This is a genomic window from Streptomyces sp. NBC_00390 (assembly GCF_036057275.1).
GTDB lineage: Bacteria > Actinomycetota > Actinomycetes > Streptomycetales > Streptomycetaceae > Streptomyces.
The window spans coordinates 1,730,101-1,751,572 of record NZ_CP107945.1 but is presented as its reverse complement, the minus strand read 5'-3'; the positions used below and the strand labels follow the sequence as shown (position 1 = coordinate 1,751,572).

Genomic DNA, 21,472 nt, shown 5'->3' with positions numbered 1-21,472 from the left:
CACCCGAACTTACTGCTCCACCAAGCCCTTCGCGTCCCGTGCCAGCGCGGTGAGCCGCGAGATCGCCCGGAAATACTTCTTGCGGTAGCCGCCGTTCAGCATCTCGTCGCTGAACAGTCTGTCGAACGGCAGGCCGGAGGCGAGCACCGGAACCTCGCGGTCGTACAGACGGTCGGCGAGTACCACCAGCCGCAGTGCGGTGGACTGGTCCGGCACCGGTTCGACATCGGTGAGGCACACCGCGCGCAGCCCGTCGGTGAGCGCGCCGTACCGGCTCGGATGGACCCGGGCCAGATGCTCCAGCAGCTGCGGGAAGCCGTCGAGCGACGCGCCCTCGGTGGCGTACGCGGCCTTGGCGACCTGTTCGTCCGAGTACGGGGGAGGGGCCTCGGGCAGACCGCGGTGACGGTAGTCCTCGCCGTCGATCCGCAGCGGGCGGAAGTGGGCGGACAGGCCCTGGATCTCGCGCAGGAAGTCGGCCGCGGCGAACCGGCCCTCGCCGAGCTTGCCGGGCAGCGTGTTGGAGGTCGCCGCGAGCGCGACGCCCGCGTCGACCAGCTTGCCGAGCAGGGTGGAGACCAGAACGGTGTCACCCGGGTCGTCCAGCTCGAATTCGTCGATGCACAGCAGCCGGTGTCCGCCGAGTGTCTGCACGGTCTTCTGGAAGCCGAGCGCACCCACCAGATTGGTCAGCTCGACGAAGGTGCCGAAAGCCTTGTGCTCGGGGGCCGCGGGGGTGGCGTGCCACAGCGACGCGAGCAGGTGGGTCTTGCCGACGCCGTAGCCGCCGTCGAGGTAGATGCCGCGCGGCCCGGTGGGGGCGGGCGGCTTCTTCGCGAACCAGCGGCGCTTGCCGGCGCTCGCTGCGTGCGCCCCGCCCAGACCCGACGCGAACTCGCTCAGCACCTTGACGGCCTCGGTCTGGCTGGGCTGGTTCGGGTCGGGGACGTAGGTGTCGAAGCGGACCGTGTCGAAGCGCGGCGGCGGCACCATCTCGGCGACCAGACGGTCGGCGGGTACCTGCGGCTCGCGGGCGCACAGCGACAGGGGAGTGGCTTCGGTTATGGGGCTGGTCTTCGACACAGTCCTTAACTGTAAGCGCCGTGTCAGACTGCACGGCATGCGACGCCTGTTCCCTGTGACCGACCAGACACCGACCGACCCTGCGGCCGCCGGGCCGGGCGCAAGCGACCGGGAGTGGTCGCTGGACGAGCTGGCCGAGGCCTACGCGTACCCGGACACGGAGGGCCCCGGGACCGGGGCCGCCACGGCCGGGGCCTGGCTGCGGGCCAACATGGTCTCCTCCCTCGACGGCGCCGCGCAGCACAATGGCCGCTCGCAGCCCATCTCGTCCGACACGGACATGCGGATCTTCGGCACGCTGCGCGGCCTCGCCGACGCCGTCGTGGTCGGCGCGGAAACGGTACGGCTCGAGGGCTACCGGCCCGCCCGCGCCCGGGACGCCTTCGCCGAGCGCAGGGCAGCGTCCGGCCAGGGCCCCGCGCCCGCCATCGCGGTGGTCAGCGCCTCGCTGCGGCTGGACTTCGCACTGCCGCTGTTCAGCGAGCCGCTGGTGCCCACCCTGGTGCTCACGGGGGCCGCCGCGCCGCCGGACCGGATCAGGGAGGCGGAGAAGGCCGGTGTCGAGGTGGTGATCGCCGGGGACGGTCCGGGTGTCGAACCCGCCAAGGCCGTGAGCGCGCTGGCCGAGCGCGGTCTGGTGCGCCTTCTCACCGAGGGCGGACCCCGCCTGCTCGGTCAGTTCGTGGCGGCCGGTGTGCTGGACGAGCTGTGCCTGACCGTGTCGCCCACCCTGACGGCGGGAGACGCCCAGCGCATCGCAGGCGGGCCCGTGCTGCCCGACCCGGCACGGTTCGCCCTGGCGTCGGTGCTGGAGGAGGCGGGGTTCTTGTTCACCCGATACCGTCGCATCTGACAATCGGCGGAATTTACCCTTCCGCTTAGGTTCCGGCGGGCAGAATTGACTCGCAGGCTCTCACAGACCCCGTGCGGGCACGGGGAAGGATGGTTTCCGCAGAAGGGCTCCGGACGTGTTCACAAGCGTATTGATGATCGAGAAGCCCCTGACGTCGGAAGACGTGGAATTCGTCACCACTCTGCACGGTGACGAAGGGGTCTCCTTCGTCGTCCTGATGCAGCCCCGCGGCGACCAGGCCGACGTACTGCTGCGTGCCATCGACGACGTCGCCATCGGCGATCTGAAGAAGGCGGGCCGGGAGGGGGACGAGCCCGAGGGGAACGAGGCCAAGGCTCCCGCCGAGCGCGCCCTGGACCACTCCCTGGCCGCCCTGCGCGCGGCCGGATGCCCGGCACAGGGCCAGGTCGTCGAGAAGCATCCGCTGGACAAGCTGAAGTCCGTGGTCGAAGAGTCCGGGGCCGACGAGGTCATCGTGCTGACCGAGCCGCACTACGTGGAGGAGTTCTTCCACCGGGACTGGGCCTCCCGGGCCCGCCACAAGGTCGGCGTCCCGGTACTGAAGCTCTTCGCGCACAGCGAGTAGCTCGGCGGGGCGGAGCACCTCACCGGCGCCCGCACCGGCCGGCCGCTCCCGGGCAGCCCGAGGGAGCTGGACCGTCGCGGCCGGAGCGTCGCGCGCGGCCCGGAGCGTCGCCCGCGGCCGGGAGCCCGGAGCCGGGGAGGGGCACGGTGCGCAGTGCCGCAGGGAATAGGCTGGGGCCTCGCACGTACTCGTACATCCTGGGAGACACACACATGGCACCCGCCGTCCCTAGCGCCATGGAACGCCCGCACTTCATCGGCATCGGCGGAGCCGGCATGTCGGGCATCGCGAAGATCCTCGCTCAGCGGGGCGCCGAGGTCGCGGGCAGCGACGCCAAGGAGTCGGCGACGGCCGAGGCGCTGCGCTCGCTCGGCGCGACCGTCCACATCGGGCACGCGGCTTCGCACCTCGCGCAGGACGCCAGCTGTGTCGTCGTCTCCAGCGCGATCCGCGCAGACAACCCCGAGCTGGCCCGCGCCGCCGAGCTGAACATCCCCGTCGTGCACCGCTCCGACGCGCTCGCCTCCCTGATGACCGGGCTGCGCTCGATCGCCGTCGCGGGCACCCACGGCAAGACCACCACGACCTCCATGCTCGCGGTCGCCCTGACCGAGCTGGGCCTGGACCCCTCGTACGCGATCGGTGGCGACCTCGAAGGCCCGGGGACCAACGCCCGGCACGGCATCGGCGAGATCTTCGTCGCCGAGGCCGACGAGTCCGACCGCAGCTTCCAGAAGTACGACCCCGAGGTCGCGATCGTCCTCAACGTCGAGCTGGACCACCACGCCAACTACGCCTCGATGGACGAGATCTACGAATCCTTCGAGACCTTCGTCGGCAAGATCGTGCCCGGCGGCACACTGGTGGTCTCCGCCGACCAGTCCGGCGCGGTCGAGCTGGCGTCCCGCGTCCGTGACCTCTCCTCGGTGAGGGTCGTCACGTACGGCGAGTCCGAAGGTGCGGACGTCCGTGTCCACAAGGTCACCCCGCGCGGCCTGACCAGCGAGGTCACCGTTCTGCTGAACGGGAAGCTGCTGACGTTCACCGTCTCCGTCCCCGGCCGCCACTACGCGCACAACGCGGTGGCCGCCCTCGCCGCCGGTGTCGCCCTCGGTATCCCGGCCCACAACCTCGCCTCGGCGATCGGCAAGTACACCGGGGTCAAGCGCCGCCTCCAGCTCAAGGGCGAGGCCGCCGGCGTCCAGGTCATCGACTCCTACGCGCACCACCCCACCGAGATGACCGCCGACCTCGAGGCCATGCGCGGCGCGGCCGCCGGCTCCCGGCTGCTGGTCGTCTTCCAGCCGCACCTCTTCTCGCGTACCCAGGAGCTGGCCACCGAGATGGGGCAGGCCCTAGCACTCGCCGACGCCTCGGTGGTCCTGGACATCTACCCGGCGCGCGAGGACCCGATCCCGGGCATCACCAGCGAGCTGATCATCGACGCGGCGCGCAGGGCGGGCGCCGATGTCACCGCCGTCCACGACAAGGCTGCCGTCCCCGACGTGATCGCGGGAATGGCGAAGCCCGGCGATCTCGTTCTCACCATGGGCGCCGGCGATGTCACGGACCTCGGTCCGCAGATCCTGGCGCGCCTGACCGACTGAGCCTGTCGACCTGAGGAGGCGCACCTTCATGGCGTACGACGTCGAGAAGCCGGACGAGCAGTGGCGAGCGGAGCTGACCCCCGCGGAGTACCAGGTCCTGCGCCAGGCCGGCACCGAGCCGGCCTTCGTGGGTGAGTACACGGACACCAAGACGGCCGGCACGTACTCCTGCCGTGCGTGCGGCGCGGAGCTGTTCCGCTCGGACACGAAGTTCGAGTCTCACTGCGGCTGGCCGTCGTTCTACGACCCCAGGGACACCGACGCCGTCGAGCTGATCGAGGACCGCTCCGCCGGCATGGTCCGCACGGAGGTGCGGTGTGCGCGCTGCGGCTCCCACCTGGGACACGTCTTCGAGGGCGAGGGCTACCCGACGCCGACGGACCAGCGGTACTGCATCAACTCGATCTCGCTGCGGCTGGAGCCGGACGGAGCCTGAGCCGGCCGGGAGAAAATCGGCTGCGGCAGAGCACCGGGCCCGCCCACACTGGGCGGGCCCGTTCCTCTTCCCCGAGTTCGCCGAAGGAACCCCACCGCGTGCAGGCTGCCGTCACCGTCACTCCCGCCCAGGTACCCGAACTGCTGCTCGGCCTCGCCACGGTGCGGCCCGTGTTCCTGTGGGGAGCACCCGGGATCGGGAAGTCCTCGCTCGTGCGGAAGTTCGCCGAGTCACTGGGACTGGAGTGCGTCAGTCTGCTCGGGACGCAGCTCGCGCCGGAGGACCTGATCGGGGTGCCGCAGATCCGGGACGGCCGGTCCGTCTTCTGCCCGCCCGAGGCCATCGCGCGGGACGAGCCGTACTGCCTCTTCCTCGACGAGTTGAACGCCGCGACGCCGGACGTCCAGAAGGCGTTCTACTCCCTGATCCTGGACCGGCGTATCGGTTCCTATGAACTGCCCGCGGGCTCGATCGTCATCGGGGCCGGCAACCGCGCCACGGACAACGCTCTCGCCCGGCCGATCGCTTCCGCGCTCGTCAACCGGCTCGCGCACGTCCATCTGCGGGCGTCGGCGGCGGACTGGCTGGTGTGGGCGGGCGAGCACGGAATCCACCCCTGGGTGGCGGACTACCTCACCGACCGGCCCGACCACCTGTGGTCCCAGCCGCCCAAGACCGAGGAGCCGTTCTCCACACCCCGCTCCTGGCACATGCTGTCCGACGCCCTGCACTCCTTCGGCCCGGGTATCGACGAGAACACCCTGCGCGTGGTCGTGCACGGCACCCTCACTCCCGCGCACGCCGTCTCCTTCTGCGGCTACGCGAAGATCGTGCGCCATACCTTCGGTATCGAGGCGATCCTCAAGGGCGATGCTTCCTGGCCGGCCCGGATCGAGGACCGGGACCTGCTCTACTACCTCGCGGAGGCGTTCCGGGGGCGGCTTGTGAAGGAGCTCCCGCGGCAGAAGGAGCATGTCTCCCCGTCTCTGCGGCAGACCGCCTACCGGGCCAAGGCGCTCCTCGTCCAGCTCGCCGAGATCTCCGTGGAGGTCGCACAGACCGTCATCGCGGACGACGCCGACGGCCTGCCGGTGCTGCCTGCCTGGTTCCTCGTCGAGGCCGCACGCGACATGCCCCGGCTGGTCGAGGCCCGGCGATGACCACCCGGTCGTGCACCGCTCACCGGGACGTGACCCGGTGAGCTCTGCATCCAGGAAGCAGAAGAAGCCCGACCTCGCCGCCGAGGCGTTCGCAGCCGGACTCGCTCTGGTCAAGAGGAACCCGGCTTTCGCGGCCGTCGCCGCCTCCTTCTGCCGCCAGGCCAAGTGCGCCGGAACCCCCGCCGGGGGACTGGCCGCCGTCGACTCCAACGGCACGGTCCACGTCCACCCCACCAAGCGGGCCGAACCGGCCGAGTGGGCGTGGACGATCGCCCACTGCCTGCTGCACCTCGGCTTCGGGCATGTACCGGCTGCCAAGGACGACCCGCGCGAGCAGCCCGACCGGTTCGACCGAGCGGCCCGCTGCACCGTGGTCAACCGTTTCCTGCTCACCTTTCCGGTCGGCCGGGCCCCCGGGCACCTCCCCGAGACGTATCCCGGAGGTGACGAGGCCGAGCTCGCGGCCCGCTGGCGACGCGACGGCATCCCCGCCGAACACGAGCACTGCGGTACCGCCGGCGAACACCCTGACCAGGTCCTGCAGCCCTGGCCGCGGTGGAACACCGCCGTACCCGACTGGGAGACCGCCTTCGCGCACGCGCTCACGCGCAGCGTGTCGGCCGCCATGGACGTCGCGGGCGGCCGTCGCGACCGGACCACCGGCGAACGCGTCGAGCAGCGGCCCTGGGACCGTGCCCTGAACTGGTTCATCTCCTCGTACCCGCTGCTCGGCGGACTGGCGGCGGGCCTCACCGTCGTCGCCGACCCCGAACTCGCCCGCGCCCAGGACATCTCCGTCGCCGCCGTGAGCTCCGCCGCCGGCGAGATCTACATCAACCCGCTGCGCACCTTCACCGATGAGGAGTGGCGGTTCATCCTCGCCCACGAGATGCTGCACGCCGCCCTGCGCCACGGCGAACGCTGCGGCGCCCGCGACCCGTTGCTGTTCAACGTCGCCGCCGACTTCGTCGTGAACGGCTGGCTGGTCGAGATGCGCGTCGGCGAGATGCCCGAGGGGCTGCTGTACGACCCGGATCTGAAGGACCTCTCGGTGGAAGAGGTCTATGACCGCATCGCCACCGACCTGCGCCGTCGCCGCCGGCTCGCGACCCTGCGCGGCAAGGGTGTCGGCGACATCCTCGGCGAGCCGCTGCCGCACGCGGCCTCCGGTCCGTACGCCGACCTGGACGACTTCTACCGACGCGGCCTGGTCCAGGGATTCGACCTGCACCAGTACGGTGCGCGCGGGCTGCTGCCCGCCGGGCTCATCCAGGAGATCCGGGCCCTGGCCCACCCGCCCGTACCCTGGGACGCGCAACTCGCCCGCTGGTTCGACGAGTACGTGCCCCGGCCCGAGCCCGTACGGTCCTATGCCCGCCCGGCCCGGCGGCAGGCGTCCACCCCGGACATCCCCCGCGCGGGCCGCTGGTTCCCCGTCGAGGAGACACCGCGCTGCACCTTCGGGGTCGTCCTCGACACTTCGGGCTCGATGAGCAGTGTGCTGCTCGGCAAGGCGCTGGGCGCCATCGCCTCGTACGCCGAAGCCCGTGACGTACCCGCGGCACGCGTTGTCTTCTGCGACGCGGCCCCGTACGACGTCGGCTACCTGCCGCCCACCGAGATCGCCGGCCGGGTACGGGTACGGGGGCGCGGCGGGACCGTGCTCCAGCCCGGGATCGACCTGTTGCAGCGGGCCGGTGACTTCCCGCCCACCGCCCCCGTGCTCGTGATCACCGACGGCTGGTGCGACCCCTTGCGCATCCGGCGCGAGCACGCCTTCCTGATACCTCAGGGCGGCTCCCTGCCCTTCACGCCGCGTGGCCCGGTCTTCCGGCTGACCTGAGTACGGCCAACGGCAGCCTTGCGGCCGGTGCACCGCCGCGACCGGCGACCACGCCGCGCCGGGCGGAGCGCGGTCAGAGCACGCCGCCCGCCTCGTCGTGGAACACCTCCGGCCAGTAGCGGAAGTCGTCGGGGTCCGTCGCCGGGAGGCAGGCAACCGGGTCGACCGAGGCGAGCGTGGCGATCATGGTGTCGGCGAGCTGGTGGTAGAAGTCGTCGGTGAAATCGTGTTCCTCCTCCAGGTCTTGCTGGCGGCTGTGCATCCACACCGTGAAGGCCAGCGTGGAGATGTCGGCGTTGACCGGGACCACGCGGTCGGCGTCGTACTCCGCGTAGTGGACGGCCCCGGTCCGCCCGTCGATGAGCACCGTGAAGTCGTGCATCAGGCCACCGAGGACCAGCAAGTGCTCTGCCTCGGGCGGAAGTTCGTCGGTGCCGTTCCACAGGTGATCGTGATCCGGGTTCTGCTTGGAGCGCTCGCGGTCCTCCGGCAGGGACAGAAGCAGGGTCTCCTCCTCGTCCATCCAGAACATCAGGGCCTCCTGGGGCAGCCCGACCTCCGTCAGGAACCGCCGCGTCGGCTCGTGCTCCAGGGCCGCGGGCAGTCTCGACGGAGCGACGCGGACGACCTCGTCCGCCCCGAACTCCTCGTCCAGCAGCCCCTTCGGCAGGTCCAGTCGCAGGCCCTTCCCCGGTCCGGCGATCAGCGCCATCGGCCGTATGAGCGCGGCCATGCGCCAGAACGCGGGGATCTCATGATCCCAGCCGGAACGGGGACCCGCGCTGCCCCAGTCGGCGTCGCCCCATTCCTCGTCGGTGAAGACCGACATCAGCAGTGCTGATGCCGCCGCGACCGCCTGGGCACCTGTCTTGCCGGCGAGGCCCGCGAACCCGCCGCACAGACCACCGAATTCGTCGATGGCCGTGAGGAAGCGTGTCAGGGCTTCGAGGGACGGCGCGAGCGGGAACAGCTCAGCGTTCTGCGGAGATTCCTCGTAGAGCCACATGCTGAATACGCGACCGGTGGTGCCGTCGAGGACGACCTCGTCCGCCTCATAGCTGTCGATGAGGAGATGGCCGACAACGAGCAGGTCCGCAATGTACGCATCGAGCCTGTCCGGGGCCGCGTTCGCCGCCTTGGTCAGGAGGTACTGCCGCACGGTCGGCGTCGGGGCCTCGGCCGGCGAGAACCGCATCAGGCTGTGCCCGTCCTGCAATCCGCTCTCGGCCAGCCATCGCCGCGTCGCCTCGTGCGTGATCGCCGGATGGAGTGCGCCCTCCGGCACGGTGATGATCGTCCCAGCCATGATGCCCCCGTAGCTGTCGGTGGTGATCTTCCGGTGACAGCCACCCTAGAAGCCACCACTGACAACAGAGGTGGGCCGCCCCCGTTGCCAGGGTGGCGCGTGCACGTCAACCGGCAGTCCGGTTGGCCGAGTTCGTCCTGTACAGCGGGGGTTCACCATGCAACGCCGTCATGTCCGTGGCGTGGCCGCAACGGCAGTCGTCATGATCGCCCTGACCGGGGGCAGGAGGTCCGGCGGGGGCGGCTGCGACGACAACGACAGAGGCGGCTCGGGAGGCGGCTCCTACTCTTCCTCCGGCGGCGGTACGAGCGGCGACTCGACCTCCTCCGGCAGCACCGGCGGTCCGGCGTCGGCCACCCCCACGGAGCAGGACGCCATGGCTGACATCGAGGCCGGCAAGTGCACCTACGACAAGGTGGCCGAGAAGCTCAACTACACCGTCACCGTGACCAACTCCTCCCCCCAGGCGTACGAGTACTCCTTCTACGTCCAGTGGGAGGACACGGCCGACAACGGGCTCATCGGCATCTACGACGACTACGCGGACAAGCCGCCCACGCTCGGCCCCGGTGAGAGCAGGACGATCAAGGCCGAGGACATTTACCACTTCGTCAAGGACAACGTCCAGTACCGCTGCAAGGTGGACTGGGCGCTCAAGTCCCCGGTGGGCTGACCGACTGCCGCTGCTGTGCGAGGCTGCAGGCCATGAGTGTCGAACCGAGCGAATACGTCAGGCGGTTGCCCATCGGGGAACGGATCCCCTTCCCGTCCGAAGGCATTCCGTTCTGGGAGGTCTTCCCTTACGAGGGCGACCTCCGGATCAAGGTGCTTGAGGAGCCGACGCTGCCCGAGCCGCCTCGGCACGGGGAGGCCGGAGCCGAGGAGTGCGGCGCCTGCAGCAGCCCGGACAGCGAGTTCCTGTGGAGCGACGAGCACTGGCGGCTCAGCAGCGACGAGGAGCCCGGTGCGCTCCCCGCGACCGTGCTGCTCCAGCCGCGCGGCCACTACGACCTGCACGAACTGCCGCCGGAACGCGCGGCCGAGCTCGGGGCGATGCTTCAGCGGGTGGAGCGGGCGGTCAGGTCGCTGGAGGGCGTGGCCCGGGTCCATGTGAACAAGTGGGGCGACGGCGGAGCCCACCTGCACATGTTCCTGATGGCCAGACCGGAGGGGATGATGCAGATGCGGGGGACGTGCCTTCCGCTCTGGGACGACGTGCTGCCGAGGGTCCCCAAGGAGATCTGGCAGGAGACCAACCGCCGGATCGCCGAGGCCATGGCGGCCGACGGGGGCGTCGCGCACGTCTGACCCTCTCGATTCGCCTGCCTGCCCCGCGGCCGGGCGCCCCGGCCGCGCGGCGGCACCGGCGCGATCACGACTTGACGCTACGGTGGCGCCACCGTCGGTGCCGGACGCTGGAGTGTTGATGCGCAGATGCCTACCGGCCCTCACCGTCGCTCTGGTCTCGGCAGCACTGATCACACTGCCGGGGTGCGACAACACCCCGATCGAGAAGAGCGTCGCGGCCGCTCGCACCCGTGTGCCGGCGGCGAAGGACATTTCCGGACCGGTCGATGTCGGCGGCGGTCGGAAGATCCATCTGCGCTGCAAAGGGAGCGGAAGCCCCACGGTCATTCTGGAATCCGGGCTCCACGACTCGTCCGACACCTGGAACCTGACCGACACACGACCGCCCGTGCCGAAGTCGCCGGCGGTTTTCCCCGGGGTCGCAGCGTTCACCCGTGTCTGCGAGTACGACCGGCCTGGAACCGTCCGGTACACCGAGCCCCCTACGCTCACCACCCGCAGTACGCCCGTGAACGGCGAGCGCTCCTTGACGAGCATGGTCAGTGATCTCGACAAGCTGCTGACGGCGGCGAAGGTGCCCGGCCCGTACCTGCTCGTCGGGCACTCCTTCGGAGGAATGGTCACGCGCTTGTACGCCCAGACCCATCCCGAGTCGACGGCCGGACTTGTCTTCGTGGACGCCTTCGGCACGAACCTGAAGCCGTTCCTCGGCAAGGAATGGGCTGCATATCTGGAGATCCTCAATCGGCCCGGTACCGCACTCGACGCGAAGCGTGGATTCGAGACCGTTGACGTCGACGGCGCGATCGAAGCGGTCACCAGTGCGCCGCCACTGCCGGAGGTGCCTCTCGCCGTCCTCAGCAAGACGAAACCGTTCGCTCGGCCACCGGGAATGCCGGTGTCGCTGGCGACACGTCTCGAGCGGGCCTGGCCGAGAGTTCAGCAGGAACTGGTGGAACTGGAGCCCCAGACCCCTCACTTGCTTGCCACGGGAAGCGACCACTATGTGCAGATCCACGATCCTGACCTGACGATCAGCGCGATCGGGCTCATTGTCGGCCGCGTCGACAACGGGTCGTGAGGTGGGCCGTCTCGGCCCGAGCTGAACACCGGCTGACGGCACGGTGGCTGTGCCGCTGGATGGGCGGCGTCCGGCCCGTTTCTCCGGTGCCCGGGAGGTGGAGGTGGCCCTGTGGAAGCCGTCCTGAGCCCGCAGCACGCTTGTCACGCCCCTCAACGGGCGCAGTCATGCCACGCACCACGTTCCATCAGAATTGCTACGGAAGAGGTGTTATGGGTATCTCCCTGGGGAAGCAGGTCACGGCAGCGTTTCGAGCCCCCTTCCGCCGAGTTGTTGTCACCGGCGGCTGCGGATTCCTCGGATCCCACCTGTGCGACCTGCTGCTCGACAGTGGTGCCGAGGTGGTGTGCGTCGACAACTTCCTTACGGGCACGGCGGACAACGTCGCGCATCGGCGGTCGGAAGACCGGTTCGAGCTACTGGTCCACGACGTGACCGACCGGCTCTCGATACCGGGTTCGGTCGACCTCGTGCTTCATCTCGCCTCTCCGGCCTCTCCACAGGACTACCTGCGCCTGCCGGTTCAGACCCTCCAGGCCGGCTCGCAGGGGACGCTCAATGCGCTCGAACTGGCCCGGCAGAAGAAGGCCCGCTTCGTACTCGCCTCCACCTCTGAGGTGTACGGCGACCCGCTTCAGCACCCGCAGCGCGAGTCGTACTGGGGCAACGTCAATCCGGTCGGTCCGCGCAGCGTGTACGACGAGGCGAAACGGTTTGCCGAGGCAGCGACAACCGCCTACTGCACCGAGTACGGCGTCGACACCGCGATCGTGCGGATCTTCAACACGTTCGGGCCGCGGATGCGGGCCGAGGACGGACGGGCGGTACCGACCTTCATCCGCCAGGCGCTGGCGGGCGAACCGCTGACCGTCACTGGCGACGGCTCGCAGACGCGTTCGCTGTGTTACGTGGACGACACCGTCCGGGGCATCCTCGCCGCCGCAGCAGGCTGCCACACCGGCCCCGTGAACCTGGGCAATCCCGTCGAGACCACGGTTCTGGATCTCGCGCGTCTGGTCCGCGAGCTATGTGGATCCGCTTCGCAGATCGAGTTCGTCGCCCGCCCGATCGACGACCCGGGCCGCCGCAGGCCCGACATCACCCTGGCCTGGGAGCAGTTCGGCTGGAAGCCGGAGACCAATCCCCGCAAGGGCCTGAGCACCACCGTCGGTTGGTTCGCCATGCAGCTCACCCGGAGCGCGGCGAAGGCGATGGCGCAGCCCGCAGCACGCTCGACCGACTCCAGCCGTCCCTCGCTCGCCCCGCGCGGCACGTAGCGGAGCAGGTCCGCGCGGTGCTGCCTCTCCGCTCGATGCATCGGTCAGTCAACTCGGCGCGGGACGCCTTCACGTGGCGCCGTGTCCGTAAGAACGTCGAGATGCTGCGTTTCCGCCGCACAAGCTGTCGCGGCGACCACGCGAGCACGGCCGCGAGAGTGCCACCAACTGCCCGGCTAGGCCTGGGCGGCCGCGTAGGAGATGAAGCCGGTCCAGGCGGTGGGGGAGAGAGCGAGTTGGGGGCTTTGGGTGTTCTTGGAGTCGCGGACGTGGACGGTGGTGGCGGAAGTGGCGACCTCGACGCAGGCGTCTCCGTCGGAGCCGCTGTGGCTGCTCTTGAACCAGACCAACTCGGTGGTGCTCATAGCGCTCCTCGCAGTTGCGTCAGCAGACTCACCGTGTCCTCAGCCGTGAGGGCTTGTGAGCGCAGTTTTGCATACCGCTGAAGCATGATACTGACGTCCTTCGGCTCCGAGATCAACAGACCGCCACGTTGCCCTCTGCGTAGCCGAACCACCGGTGTTCGGGGGTCTCCAGCATCATCAGCGGCCCGTCGAACCCCGCGTGGTCCGGCTGACGCAGGGGTATGATCTGCAGCTCGACGTTGAACAGGGCTGCTCGCTGGATCAGGTGGTCGATCAGCTCGCATGTCGCCTCTTCGCCACCCGTACGCCGTTCGAGCAGCGCTTGCTCGATGATGAAGCTCGATGCGATGGGTGGATTTCGTTGCAGCAGTTCGGCACGCGCCATGCGGGCGCTGACCTGTTGGGCGACCTGCTCTGCATCCTTTACAGGCGGCACGCTCGCCGTTACGGCTCGCGCGTATGCCTTGGTCTGTAACAGGCCAGGGATCACTCGGCATTCGTACGTCCAGAGGGTGACCGCCTCCGCCTCCAGTTGCGCCCACTGCCTGAACCAACTCGCCAGCCCGCCGCGACAGATGCCTTGCCGCCCCCTTCAACGCGCCGAAGCCGTCCAGTACCTCCTCCGCCCGGTCGACGAAATCCGCCGGGGGAAACCGCCTGCCCTGCTCGATCGAGGCGACTGTCGGTAACGAGTACCGCACTCGTGGCGCGAACTCCTCCTGCGTCAGCCTCGCCCGTTTCCGGAAAGCCTTGATCACCTCCCCGAACGCCTTCAGGCTGTCGGAAACCTCCGGCTCCCCACCCGCACCGTCCGTCATGTGTACGGCCACCTCTCGCGCACCCGTCCCCACGCAGCAACTCATCCATACTCACGGAGAGTTACGCACACTGTCCACCGCGGGTACTCGTACGCTGACTCAGCGTACGAGTCTGAGCTCTGGAGAGGGGTGCCCGCCGCCCGCCACGGTGGTTGGCCGCACGCACCCAGCACCCCCAACAGCCGGGCACCGCATTGTGTTCACGCAGCGCTTGAGCTCCACGCCGCTCGGAGCCCGGCCGGCCCCTGGCTCCGCATGCCGGGCCCGCGGAGGACGGGCAGGTCAGCCTGTGGGTGCGCAGGCGGTCGCGCCGATCACGACGTCGCCGGAGATCTGGCTGGCCGGGGCGAACCTGATGTGCAGCGCATTGAGGGCGACGCTACCGTCGCCGGGCTCGGGCACGATCACCTCGTTGAAGACGACTTCGGCCAGGATGGTGCCGTCGGACTTCGTCACCTGGTGGACGTGATTGGACGGGATCTGCTCAGGCAGGCCCGAGATCCCTGACAGCCCGCTGAAGGTCCAACTGGGCTTGGTGCCCTGGGACGAGGCTGTGCAGGTGACCTTGTAGTTCGCGAGCCTGATCCGGGGTCCGCCCACCGAGAGCAGCGCGCTGAGCTCGAAGTCCCTGCCGTCGGCTTCCGACGTCGTCGTCTCGCCCGACCCCGGATCGACCACCGTGGTGGTGCATCGGCTGGTGCCGCCGCCGAACTTCACGCCCGGCCCGGACACGAGACCGGAGGTGTTGGATGTCTGCTCGTGGACGTCGCAAGGGGCGAGTGCCGGTACGGCCACCGGTGCCTGGCCGCTCTTTGTGAAGTCGGCCGAGCCCAGTGAGGCCACCCCGGCAGGATTCGCGGCGGAGGCCGGCGCCACCGTCAGCAGTGAGCAGGCGGCGGCCAGCGCGGCAACGCTCAGACAGCGTGCGCGCGTGGAGTCGTGTCTCATCGGGTGCCCCTCGGGTCAAAGGACCGTCCCACCCGGAACGGCGTACGGTGATCAACGACGCACGCCCGCCGCGGTAACACGTGACGCTTGATGACACTCATGCAGGCCGGCTTCGTGTCGCCCTCACGGAGCACATGGGCGGCGAGCGGCCGACTGTTGATGGGGCTCCTTGAACTTGGTTCTGGCAGCGGTTTCGCGAAGAACACGGCCGGGGCGAGACCTTGAGCCGCCAAAGTGAAGTGCGATCCGTGCTCGGCAGGCCATAGCGTCCTCGGATGAGCAGCTTCAACACGCACCGGAGACGGGTCTACGACGAGGGCCTGCCCACGCGCGTCCGGCATACGAATATGCGGTCCTGCCTCGTCCGTTTCGCGCCCTACGGCTTCCGAGCCACCTATCACCACCTCTGCCTCAGCGCGGGGATTCCCAAGAATCCGGAGAAGGATCCGAGCTCGCTCGTACGCGCCGTCGAGGAGTTGAACGAAGCCCGACAGCTCTGGCTTGCTGACGAGCGTGCCTTTGCCAACAATCGCCGAGCGGACAAAGCGCGTGGCTTTCGGCAGGTGAAAGCAGATGAGTCCTGGCGAGGCTGGCAGCGTGGGTGGGGGAACATCGCCTACTGTCCCGAGCCGACAATGCATCCCGACGAGCCGCTGCCCGTGGTGGTCGAGCGGGTGCTCCGTTCGTCGGTCCTGCCCGATGAAGCTCCTGCGCTGACGTGTCGAGTATGCGGAATCCAGGACAACACCAGCGCCTGGCACGACGGCGCCTACCGGATCCATCAGCTGTGCAGGGAATGCGGGGTCAGCCTCGCCGTGCGGCGGGCCGACGCTCGCGACCCGCTGTTGGCGACCGGCCATGCCCGGCAGCGGAAGGAGATTTGGAGGCCGCGCAACGAATCTCCTCGCTAGCTACCCAAGCTGAGCCTGAGGCGGATCCGCTCCTTCGCCAGCCTCCTCGGTCAGATCAGTCGAGCAGGCCCTCCCCGAGCTGCGAGCCGGATGCCTGTAGATCTGCGCGTCCCAACATGTCGGCGAGAGGAGTGCCGGTCCGTGCCGCTGCGATTCGACGTGCGCGCAGCTGGGCTCGGGTGTGGGGGCGGAACTTGGGTTCCTTGCCGCAACCGCACGGTTCGCGGCCCTCGTAACGCAGTCCGGCGTTGAGAACCGCAGCTACGACGGTCCATGCCTTGGTGTCTCGGCGCCGTGGTGCCGCGAAGTCGTGGCCGGCACAGACCATTGGCTCTGAGCATCGTGGGCATCGGTGATCGCCGGGCCTGGGGTGCCGCTTGAACGCGACGCGGCAGGGCACGCACGCGTAATGCAGCTTGTAGGGCTTCTCGGCGTAGTAGCACACGAGGTGAACGTACCCGGCAGTGTGGGGGCCGGCGAGATGATTTTCGTGGCCCAGGTCATGGCTGGGTGAGGATGCGCCCCTCGGCATCGACATCACCGTCGCCGTCAAGGCAGCGGACCGCCGCTGGGGACTGGGGCACCCACGCGGCCGACGTCAGCAGAAGGCTGTCACGTCAGAACTGACGACGAGAGAAGGCATGCCAATGGGCACTTACGTGTCGATCAGAGGGTGGCTGGAGTGCGACGAGACACAACTCGCCGCAGTCCAGGAGATCATCTCCTCGCACGAAGACAACCACTACACCAACGGATGGGGCGCACCGCGCCAGCACGTCAACTGGACCCACTACATCTTCTACGGCGCCGACATGCGTGAGTCAGCCCTGGACTGGTTCACCGACCAGATCAGAGAGATCGCTCGGATCCCCGCTTCCGACGATGACGGAGACCTCGTCCAAGGTCTGTTCCTTGCCGGCCGCGAAGGTGACGGGACGACCGAATGGCAGGTCCGCGATGGCCAACTCTTCATCACACCGGCCGACATCAGATACCGGTACCTCGACGAATAGCCCCACCCATTCCGAGAGTTCCAGAACCCGACTCCACCCCTGCTCGACGAACGTTCTGCGAGAACAGCCCCTGCGGTCGCAGAAGTATCGCCGCACCCGGAGCCTGATGACGACCCGCCGGGAGCCCAACGGCCGCCGCTCTTCCAGGCTGCGTCGGTACGAGCTGTGCACACGTTGTCACAGCCCTCTGGGACGATCGACAGCATGGACTACTTGCCGTACCCGCCGGTCGAAGCCGACCGGATCGATCCGTTCGACAGCGAGCGGACCGATCCGCAGTACGTGATCTTCGGCGGGCATCGGCTCACCCATGCGTTCGCCGATCGCGCCAAGGTCTATGACGGGCACCTGTCGACCTGGATCCCGATGGGCTACAAGATCTTGAGGTACGCGCAGAAGGCGGCCGTCCTGCGCCACGGGGACGTGGTTCGGCAGTGGCCGGTGCTGCACCGTAACCCCCGGGTGGATCCGACGGAGCCGGCCGCGGCGGGTACCACGCTGATGCTGGACAACTGGCTGCGCAGCGTGTGCGGGTACGTGGTCATGGCCCCGCCGGCGGCGCTGACCGCCCCTGAGGACGCATACGACCACTCGTCAGCTCTTGCGATGGCGGCGGCTGCCTCGCGCAAGGAGGGCCGGGCGGTGGTGTGGTACGTCTACGACGCCGAGAACTGGCACTGAGCCGCTGCCGGGTGCGGCAGGGCCGGTACGCCCGCCGCCCCGGATGTCAGGCCGGCTGGACACCCTCGATGCCGGAGATCGAGAACGTCCGCTCGTCCTCGCGGAGATGGCAGTAGGCGCTGATGACAGGCGGATCGAAGTCGATGTCGCTCACGGTGCGGATGGTCCGGCTGCCGGAGGCCGCGACGTACTCGATGGTGATCGGCTCGCTCTCGTGAATGGCGTGGGCGAGCTGCCGGACGTCCGTGAGCGTCAGCCCCTTCGCGTACCCGGCAAGGATCTCCTCGGTGTCGGTCTGGAACGGGATGCCGCGATCCGGATCGGGGTCCGGCAAGCGGTCGGGGGCGGCCAGCAGACGCGCTGCCAGGTCGCCGGAAGGGGCGGCGGCTGCCGGGGAACGGGGCGCCGGTACGCAGACGCGGGGGCCCTGGGACGAGGGCGGCGCGGCGCGGGGACGCTCGCGCCGCTCGACGCGGACCTCGCCGTCGGCCGTCTCGGCCACCGGCGCGTAGCCCGCGGCGCGCAGGGCGTCCAGCGCGGCGGACGGTTCGGTACGGCAGAGCAGCACGGTCGGTGCGATCCGGCGCAGGCCGAGCACGGCCAGCCTGCGGTGCACGGCGATCTCCGCGAGGAGCGCCGTGTCGTCGCTGTGGATCACACAGGCCGCGGCTGCGAGGCGTACCCGGCCGTGGCTGCGGGCGGTGTCGGCGATCAGATAGGTGAGCGGCTGCGGCAGGGGCCCTTCGGCCACCTCGCGCAGGTCGGCCTCGATCCCGTCCGCCGTCAGTCCGGCATCCAGTGCGCGGCGCACCGAGGCCGCGCTGAAGCGCCACACTGATGCCGCCGAGCGGCTTTCCCGGTCGGCCAGGGAGTCCAGCAGCTCGTTCAGCCGGGCCGTGGGCGCACCCGTCACCACGGCCGTGAGGTCGGCCCCGATCCGGGCGGTGCCGGTGGCGGCCGGCAGCAGCCGTCGGGCGTGGTCGTGCAGGGCGGCCGGGTCCTCGTCCAACAGGGCGGCACCGAGCGGGGTCAGCGCGCCCCGGGCGAGGACGCCGAGGAGTTCGGCCTCCTCGATCACTGTGGCGAACGGTGTCGCGTCCTGAGGGGTTTCGTCGGCCAGCGGGCGGTGCCAGTGCAGCCGTGCGCCGATCACCGCCGGGTCGGCCACGCCACGGCCGGCGGGGAGCGCGGCGACGGCCTCCAGCGCTCCCTGCCTGGCGGCGAGACACCGGGAGCAGGTGCCCTGTCTGCCCGCCGCGGGCAGGACCTTTCCGTGCTCGTCACGGGAGGCGGAGGGGGTGAGCCCGAGCAGCCACCAGGCACGCAGCAGAAGGACGAGGCGGTCGGCCGGTTCCTGCGCGGCCCAGGTGTCGTAGTCGGCCGTGGCGGCGAGGGCAGTGCCTTCGTACGCGACCAGCCCGCCCGCATACGCGCACTCCAGGACCAGGCGTACGACCGGTTCCCCGCAGCCTGTCGCCTTGCCGATCCGGGTCAGTTCGCGTGCGCCGATTCCGCCGGACCTGAGTGCGACCGGGGGACGCGCGGCGCACTCCGCGAGCAGGGAGGCGGCCTGCCCGGCGAACGAGGTGGCCGCAGCGGCGGCTTCGCGCTCCACCTCGGCGGAGGTCAGCCCCACCAGCTCGACTCGGGGCGGTGCCGGGTCGAACGGCGCGTGCCAGTCCGGGCCACGCAGCGCGCGGACGACCTCGGCGGGCACCTGGCCCGGCTCGTAGGACCAGTCGCGGCCGACGAGCAACGCCCGTTCCAGCAGCCATCGTTCGGCCGAGCCCATCTGCGGGATGCCGTACGTGACGAGGTGCGGCTCCTGGGCGGCGGCGCGGCGCTCGAGCAGTGCGCGCGCGGGTTCGGGAGCCGAGGCGATCAAGTCGCGGAGGCGGCCGGGGTCGCCGTGATGCTCCAGGATGACGTCGACGCGCGCCTGCCGCCTGCTCCCGGGCTTGAGCCCCAGCGTCGAGGCGATCGTGCGCAGTTGCTCCGAAGTGACGAAGGAGAGCAGCTCGTCGAGCCCGGGACCGAGACCAAGTGGTGCGTCCCATGCATCACGCAACGTTGTCACCAGGTGCAACGCGCCGGAGCGGTCCGGCCACACCAGTGCATGGTCGGCGAGTATGCGCAGTGTCGGCGCGAGCGTCTCGCTGTCCGTGCCGAGCAGTGTCTGCAGCGCCTCGTGGGACGCGGGCCCTGGCAGCGTGGCCAGGGCCTCGGCCGTCTGGAGACAGGGGAGCGGCAGCCGGTTCAGGGCCTGTACCACCGAGCCGGTCCGCGCCAGCCGGTCGGCGAGTTCGCCGAGCGTGCGGGGGTCCGGTGCGCGTACGCAGTCGGGGCGGACGGCGAGCAACTCCCGCAGCCGCTCGGCACCGAGGGCACGCAGCCACTCGACCGTGGGCCCGCTGGGGCTCCTCACTGTGAATCACCTGCCTGACGTGCCGAGTTCTGAGGATCACGGCCAACGCTAGCGTGATGAGGGGCATTCGAGTCGAGGGGGTTGACAGTCGAGGAGCGGAGCTGTAGCGCGTCAATCCGGCGATCTGCACCACTCGGGAAGGGATCCGAGTGTCACGCAATACTGCGGGTGCCGGCCTCGGCACCCGGATCAGCCGAGGGCACGTCCGCCGAGTACTTCGCCGATCTGCTGGAGATCGGCCCGGGCGACAGTCCGGCCAGGAACGTCCGGAGGAGGCTGATGGTGTGGGCACCTACTTTCCGGGGCGGGGCACCATCGTCGAGGATTCCCGCCTCAAGGGTGTCGAGGAAGGGCGCACCGCGGAGCGCTCGCAGACGATCATGCGCGTTCTTGAGAAGCGCGAGATGCCCACGCCGGCGGACGTCCGCGAGCAGATCACCGGCTGCACCGACCCCGACCTCCTTGATCGCCCGCTGGACCGCGCCTTCACCGTCACCGACGGCGCGGACCCGTTCGCCGGGGACCGAGAGGCACAGCAGTCCTGCGCCGGGCACCGGCAGTGGTTAGGGTGCCTGGCATGGGCACAGGCAACGGTGCACACATAGGCCGGCGTCGTTTCCTCGGAGGGCTCGGCGCCGCGGCCACCGCGGCCGTGCTGCCCGCGTGCGGGGCTTCGGAGCCCGCCTCGCCGTCACCGGCCCCGGCCCGGCCCTCGAGCGGGCCGCGCCGCGCGCGGCCGCTGTTCCTGGGGACGTACACCTCCGCCGAGGGTGGCGGGACCGGGATCGGGACTGCCACGTACGACGACCGCACCGGGCACATCACGGGGACAGGGGTCGTCGACGGCGTCGCCGATCCCTCGTACCTCGCCGTGCATCCCTCCGGGCGTACGCTCTACGCGGCCAACGAGCGCGAGGACGGCGGCGTGACGGCCGTGCGGCTCGCCGAGGACGGCAGGCACCAGGTACTGGGCACCCGCTCCACCGGCGGGGACGCGCCCTGCCATCTGTCGGTGCACCCGAGCGGGCGCTGGCTGCTGAGTGCCAACTACGGCTCCGGAAGCGTGGCCGTGCATCCGATCGGGGCATCGGGTGCGCTCGGGGAGCGTACGGACCTTGTCGCGCATACGGCCCCGCCGCCCGGGCCGGGTCAGGACGGGCCGCACGCCCACCAGATCGTCACCAGCCCGGACGGCGGCCATGTCCTCGCCGTCGACCTGGGCAACGACACCGTGTACACATACCGCCTCGACACGTCGGCAGGGCGGCTCGCCCGGGTCTCGCACGCGACCGTGCGACCGGGGGCGGGCCCTCGCCACCTCACGTTCCATCCCTCCGGCCGCTTCGCGTACCTCGCCGCCGAGGTGGACAACACGGTGGTGGTGTGCGCCTACGACCCGCGCACCGGCGCACTGCGCCCCGGGGCGCCGCAGCCGACCGGCACCGGGCCCGGCACCAGCTACCCGGCCCAGCTGGTGGTGACCGGCGACGGTGCCTACGCCTACCTGGCCAACCGCGGTCACAACAGCCTGACCCGGTACGCCGTCGAGGCGGGCGGCGCCCGTCTGCGGCTCCTGGACACCGTCCCCGTCGGCGGCGACTTCCCGAGGCACATCGCCCTGTCGCCCTCCGGCGGACTGCTGTTCGCGGCGAACCAGCGCTCCGGCACGGTGACGGTCTTTCACGTCGACCGGCGGACGGGCGAACTGCGTTCCGCGGGCCGGGGCTTCAAGTCGCCGGTCGCGGTGTGTGCGCTGCCGCTGTAGCCGGTC

General features: G+C 70.0%; 20 protein-coding genes and 1 pseudogene. 15 read left to right on the top strand and 6 right to left on the bottom strand.

Annotated features, from left to right (window positions below):
- Nucleotides 1-9: 9 nt before the first annotated feature.
- Nucleotides 10-1,122: a cell division protein ZapE gene (zapE, locus tag OHS70_RS07615; RefSeq protein ID WP_328394986.1), complete on the bottom strand. Its 1,113-nt coding sequence runs from the start codon at nucleotides 1,120-1,122 to the stop codon at nucleotides 10-12.
- Here zapE and OHS70_RS07610 point away from each other — a divergent pair.
- The 6 genes from OHS70_RS07610 (at nucleotide 1,121) to OHS70_RS07585 (ending at nucleotide 7,568) form a co-directional block, all read left to right on the top strand.
- The gene (locus tag OHS70_RS07610) at nucleotides 1,121-1,936 is read left to right on the top strand and encodes a pyrimidine reductase family protein (protein ID WP_328394984.1); all 816 of its coding nucleotides are present in this window, start codon (nucleotides 1,121-1,123) and stop codon (nucleotides 1,934-1,936) included. The two genes, zapE and OHS70_RS07610, sit on opposite strands and share 2 nt — an antisense overlap.
- Before the next feature lie 115 nt (nucleotides 1,937-2,051).
- Nucleotides 2,052-2,522, top strand: coding sequence for an indole-3-glycerol phosphate synthase (locus tag OHS70_RS07605; protein WP_328394982.1), 471 nt, complete (start codon nucleotides 2,052-2,054; stop codon nucleotides 2,520-2,522).
- A gap of 212 nt (nucleotides 2,523-2,734) precedes the next feature.
- Nucleotides 2,735-4,129, top strand: a complete 1,395-nt coding sequence (murC, locus tag OHS70_RS07600; protein ID WP_328394980.1) for a UDP-N-acetylmuramate--L-alanine ligase — start codon at nucleotides 2,735-2,737, stop codon at nucleotides 4,127-4,129.
- Nucleotides 4,130-4,157: 28 nt separating this feature from the next.
- Nucleotides 4,158-4,565, top strand: coding sequence for a peptide-methionine (R)-S-oxide reductase MsrB (msrB, locus tag OHS70_RS07595; RefSeq protein ID WP_328394978.1), 408 nt, complete (start codon nucleotides 4,158-4,160; stop codon nucleotides 4,563-4,565).
- Between the two features lie 98 nt (nucleotides 4,566-4,663).
- Nucleotides 4,664-5,725 carry an ATP-binding protein gene (locus tag OHS70_RS07590; RefSeq protein ID WP_328394976.1) on the top strand — a complete coding sequence of 354 codons (1,062 nt, stop codon included), beginning with the start codon at nucleotides 4,664-4,666 and terminating at the stop codon, nucleotides 5,723-5,725.
- A 37-nt stretch (nucleotides 5,726-5,762) separates the two neighbouring features.
- Nucleotides 5,763-7,568 carry a vWA domain-containing protein gene (locus OHS70_RS07585; protein ID WP_328394974.1) on the top strand — a complete coding sequence of 602 codons (1,806 nt, stop codon included), beginning with the start codon at nucleotides 5,763-5,765 and terminating at the stop codon, nucleotides 7,566-7,568.
- Between the two features lie 73 nt (nucleotides 7,569-7,641).
- On the opposite strand, the gene OHS70_RS07580 is transcribed toward OHS70_RS07585, so the two are convergent.
- On the bottom strand, nucleotides 7,642-8,874 hold the full coding sequence (locus OHS70_RS07580; RefSeq protein WP_328394972.1) for an SUKH-4 family immunity protein: 1,233 nt from the start codon (nucleotides 8,872-8,874) through the stop codon (nucleotides 7,642-7,644).
- A 181-nt stretch (nucleotides 8,875-9,055) separates the two neighbouring features.
- Between OHS70_RS07580 and OHS70_RS07575 the strand changes: the two genes are divergently transcribed.
- The 4 genes from OHS70_RS07575 to OHS70_RS07560 all read left to right on the top strand — a co-directional run bounded on the left by OHS70_RS07575 (nucleotide 9,056) and on the right by OHS70_RS07560 (nucleotide 12,540).
- Nucleotides 9,056-9,547 (top strand): hypothetical protein, encoded by a 492-nt coding sequence (locus OHS70_RS07575; protein ID WP_328394970.1) that lies wholly within the window; start codon nucleotides 9,056-9,058, stop codon nucleotides 9,545-9,547.
- 32 nt (nucleotides 9,548-9,579) lie between these two features.
- Nucleotides 9,580-10,182 carry an HIT family protein gene (locus OHS70_RS07570; protein ID WP_328394968.1) on the top strand — a complete coding sequence of 201 codons (603 nt, stop codon included), beginning with the start codon at nucleotides 9,580-9,582 and terminating at the stop codon, nucleotides 10,180-10,182.
- Between the two features lie 118 nt (nucleotides 10,183-10,300).
- A complete protein-coding gene (locus OHS70_RS07565) occupies nucleotides 10,301-11,263 on the top strand; it encodes an alpha/beta fold hydrolase (protein WP_328394966.1) in 963 nt (320 codons plus the stop codon).
- 212 nt (nucleotides 11,264-11,475) lie between these two features.
- On the top strand, nucleotides 11,476-12,540 hold the full coding sequence (locus OHS70_RS07560; RefSeq protein ID WP_328394964.1) for a UDP-glucuronic acid decarboxylase family protein: 1,065 nt from the start codon (nucleotides 11,476-11,478) through the stop codon (nucleotides 12,538-12,540).
- 176 nt (nucleotides 12,541-12,716) lie between these two features.
- Here OHS70_RS07560 and OHS70_RS07555 read toward each other — a convergent pair whose 3' ends face one another.
- The 3 genes and pseudogenes from OHS70_RS07555 to OHS70_RS07545 all read right to left on the bottom strand — a co-directional run bounded on the left by OHS70_RS07555 (nucleotide 12,717) and on the right by OHS70_RS07545 (nucleotide 14,671).
- The gene (locus OHS70_RS07555; protein WP_328394962.1) at nucleotides 12,717-12,905 is read right to left on the bottom strand and encodes a DUF397 domain-containing protein; all 189 of its coding nucleotides are present in this window, start codon (nucleotides 12,903-12,905) and stop codon (nucleotides 12,717-12,719) included.
- A pseudogene (locus OHS70_RS07550) lies at nucleotides 12,902-13,723 on the bottom strand (helix-turn-helix domain-containing protein). The gene OHS70_RS07555 and the pseudogene OHS70_RS07550 overlap by 4 nt, the downstream one beginning before the upstream one ends.
- 282 nt (nucleotides 13,724-14,005) lie before the next feature.
- On the bottom strand, nucleotides 14,006-14,671 hold the full coding sequence (locus OHS70_RS07545) for a hypothetical protein (RefSeq protein ID WP_328394960.1): 666 nt from the start codon (nucleotides 14,669-14,671) through the stop codon (nucleotides 14,006-14,008).
- Nucleotides 14,672-14,946: 275 nt separating this feature from the next.
- On the opposite strand from OHS70_RS07545, the gene OHS70_RS07540 reads away from it, so the two are divergent.
- From OHS70_RS07540 to OHS70_RS07530, 3 genes are all read left to right on the top strand, one after another.
- Nucleotides 14,947-15,582, top strand: coding sequence for a hypothetical protein (locus OHS70_RS07540; RefSeq protein ID WP_328394958.1), 636 nt, complete (start codon nucleotides 14,947-14,949; stop codon nucleotides 15,580-15,582).
- 647 nt (nucleotides 15,583-16,229) lie between these two features.
- Complete coding sequence (locus OHS70_RS07535; RefSeq protein WP_328394956.1) at nucleotides 16,230-16,595, top strand: hypothetical protein; 366 nt, start codon at nucleotides 16,230-16,232, stop codon at nucleotides 16,593-16,595.
- A 204-nt stretch (nucleotides 16,596-16,799) separates the two neighbouring features.
- Complete coding sequence (locus OHS70_RS07530; protein ID WP_328394954.1) at nucleotides 16,800-17,276, top strand: hypothetical protein; 477 nt, start codon at nucleotides 16,800-16,802, stop codon at nucleotides 17,274-17,276.
- 46 nt (nucleotides 17,277-17,322) lie between these two features.
- Here the strand turns inward: OHS70_RS07530 and OHS70_RS07525 are convergent, their stop codons facing one another.
- Nucleotides 17,323-19,701 carry a helicase-associated domain-containing protein gene (locus OHS70_RS07525; RefSeq protein ID WP_328394952.1) on the bottom strand — a complete coding sequence of 793 codons (2,379 nt, stop codon included), beginning with the start codon at nucleotides 19,699-19,701 and terminating at the stop codon, nucleotides 17,323-17,325.
- Nucleotides 19,702-19,985: 284 nt separating this feature from the next.
- On the opposite strand from OHS70_RS07525, the gene OHS70_RS07520 reads away from it, so the two are divergent.
- Entirely contained in the window at nucleotides 19,986-20,306 is a 321-nt protein-coding gene (locus tag OHS70_RS07520; RefSeq protein ID WP_328394950.1) for a hypothetical protein, read from the top strand.
- Complete coding sequence (locus OHS70_RS07515; RefSeq protein WP_328394948.1) at nucleotides 20,279-21,466, top strand: lactonase family protein; 1,188 nt, start codon at nucleotides 20,279-20,281, stop codon at nucleotides 21,464-21,466. Before OHS70_RS07520 ends, OHS70_RS07515 begins: the two co-directional genes overlap by 28 nt.
- Nucleotides 21,467-21,472: the final 6 nt, after the last annotated feature.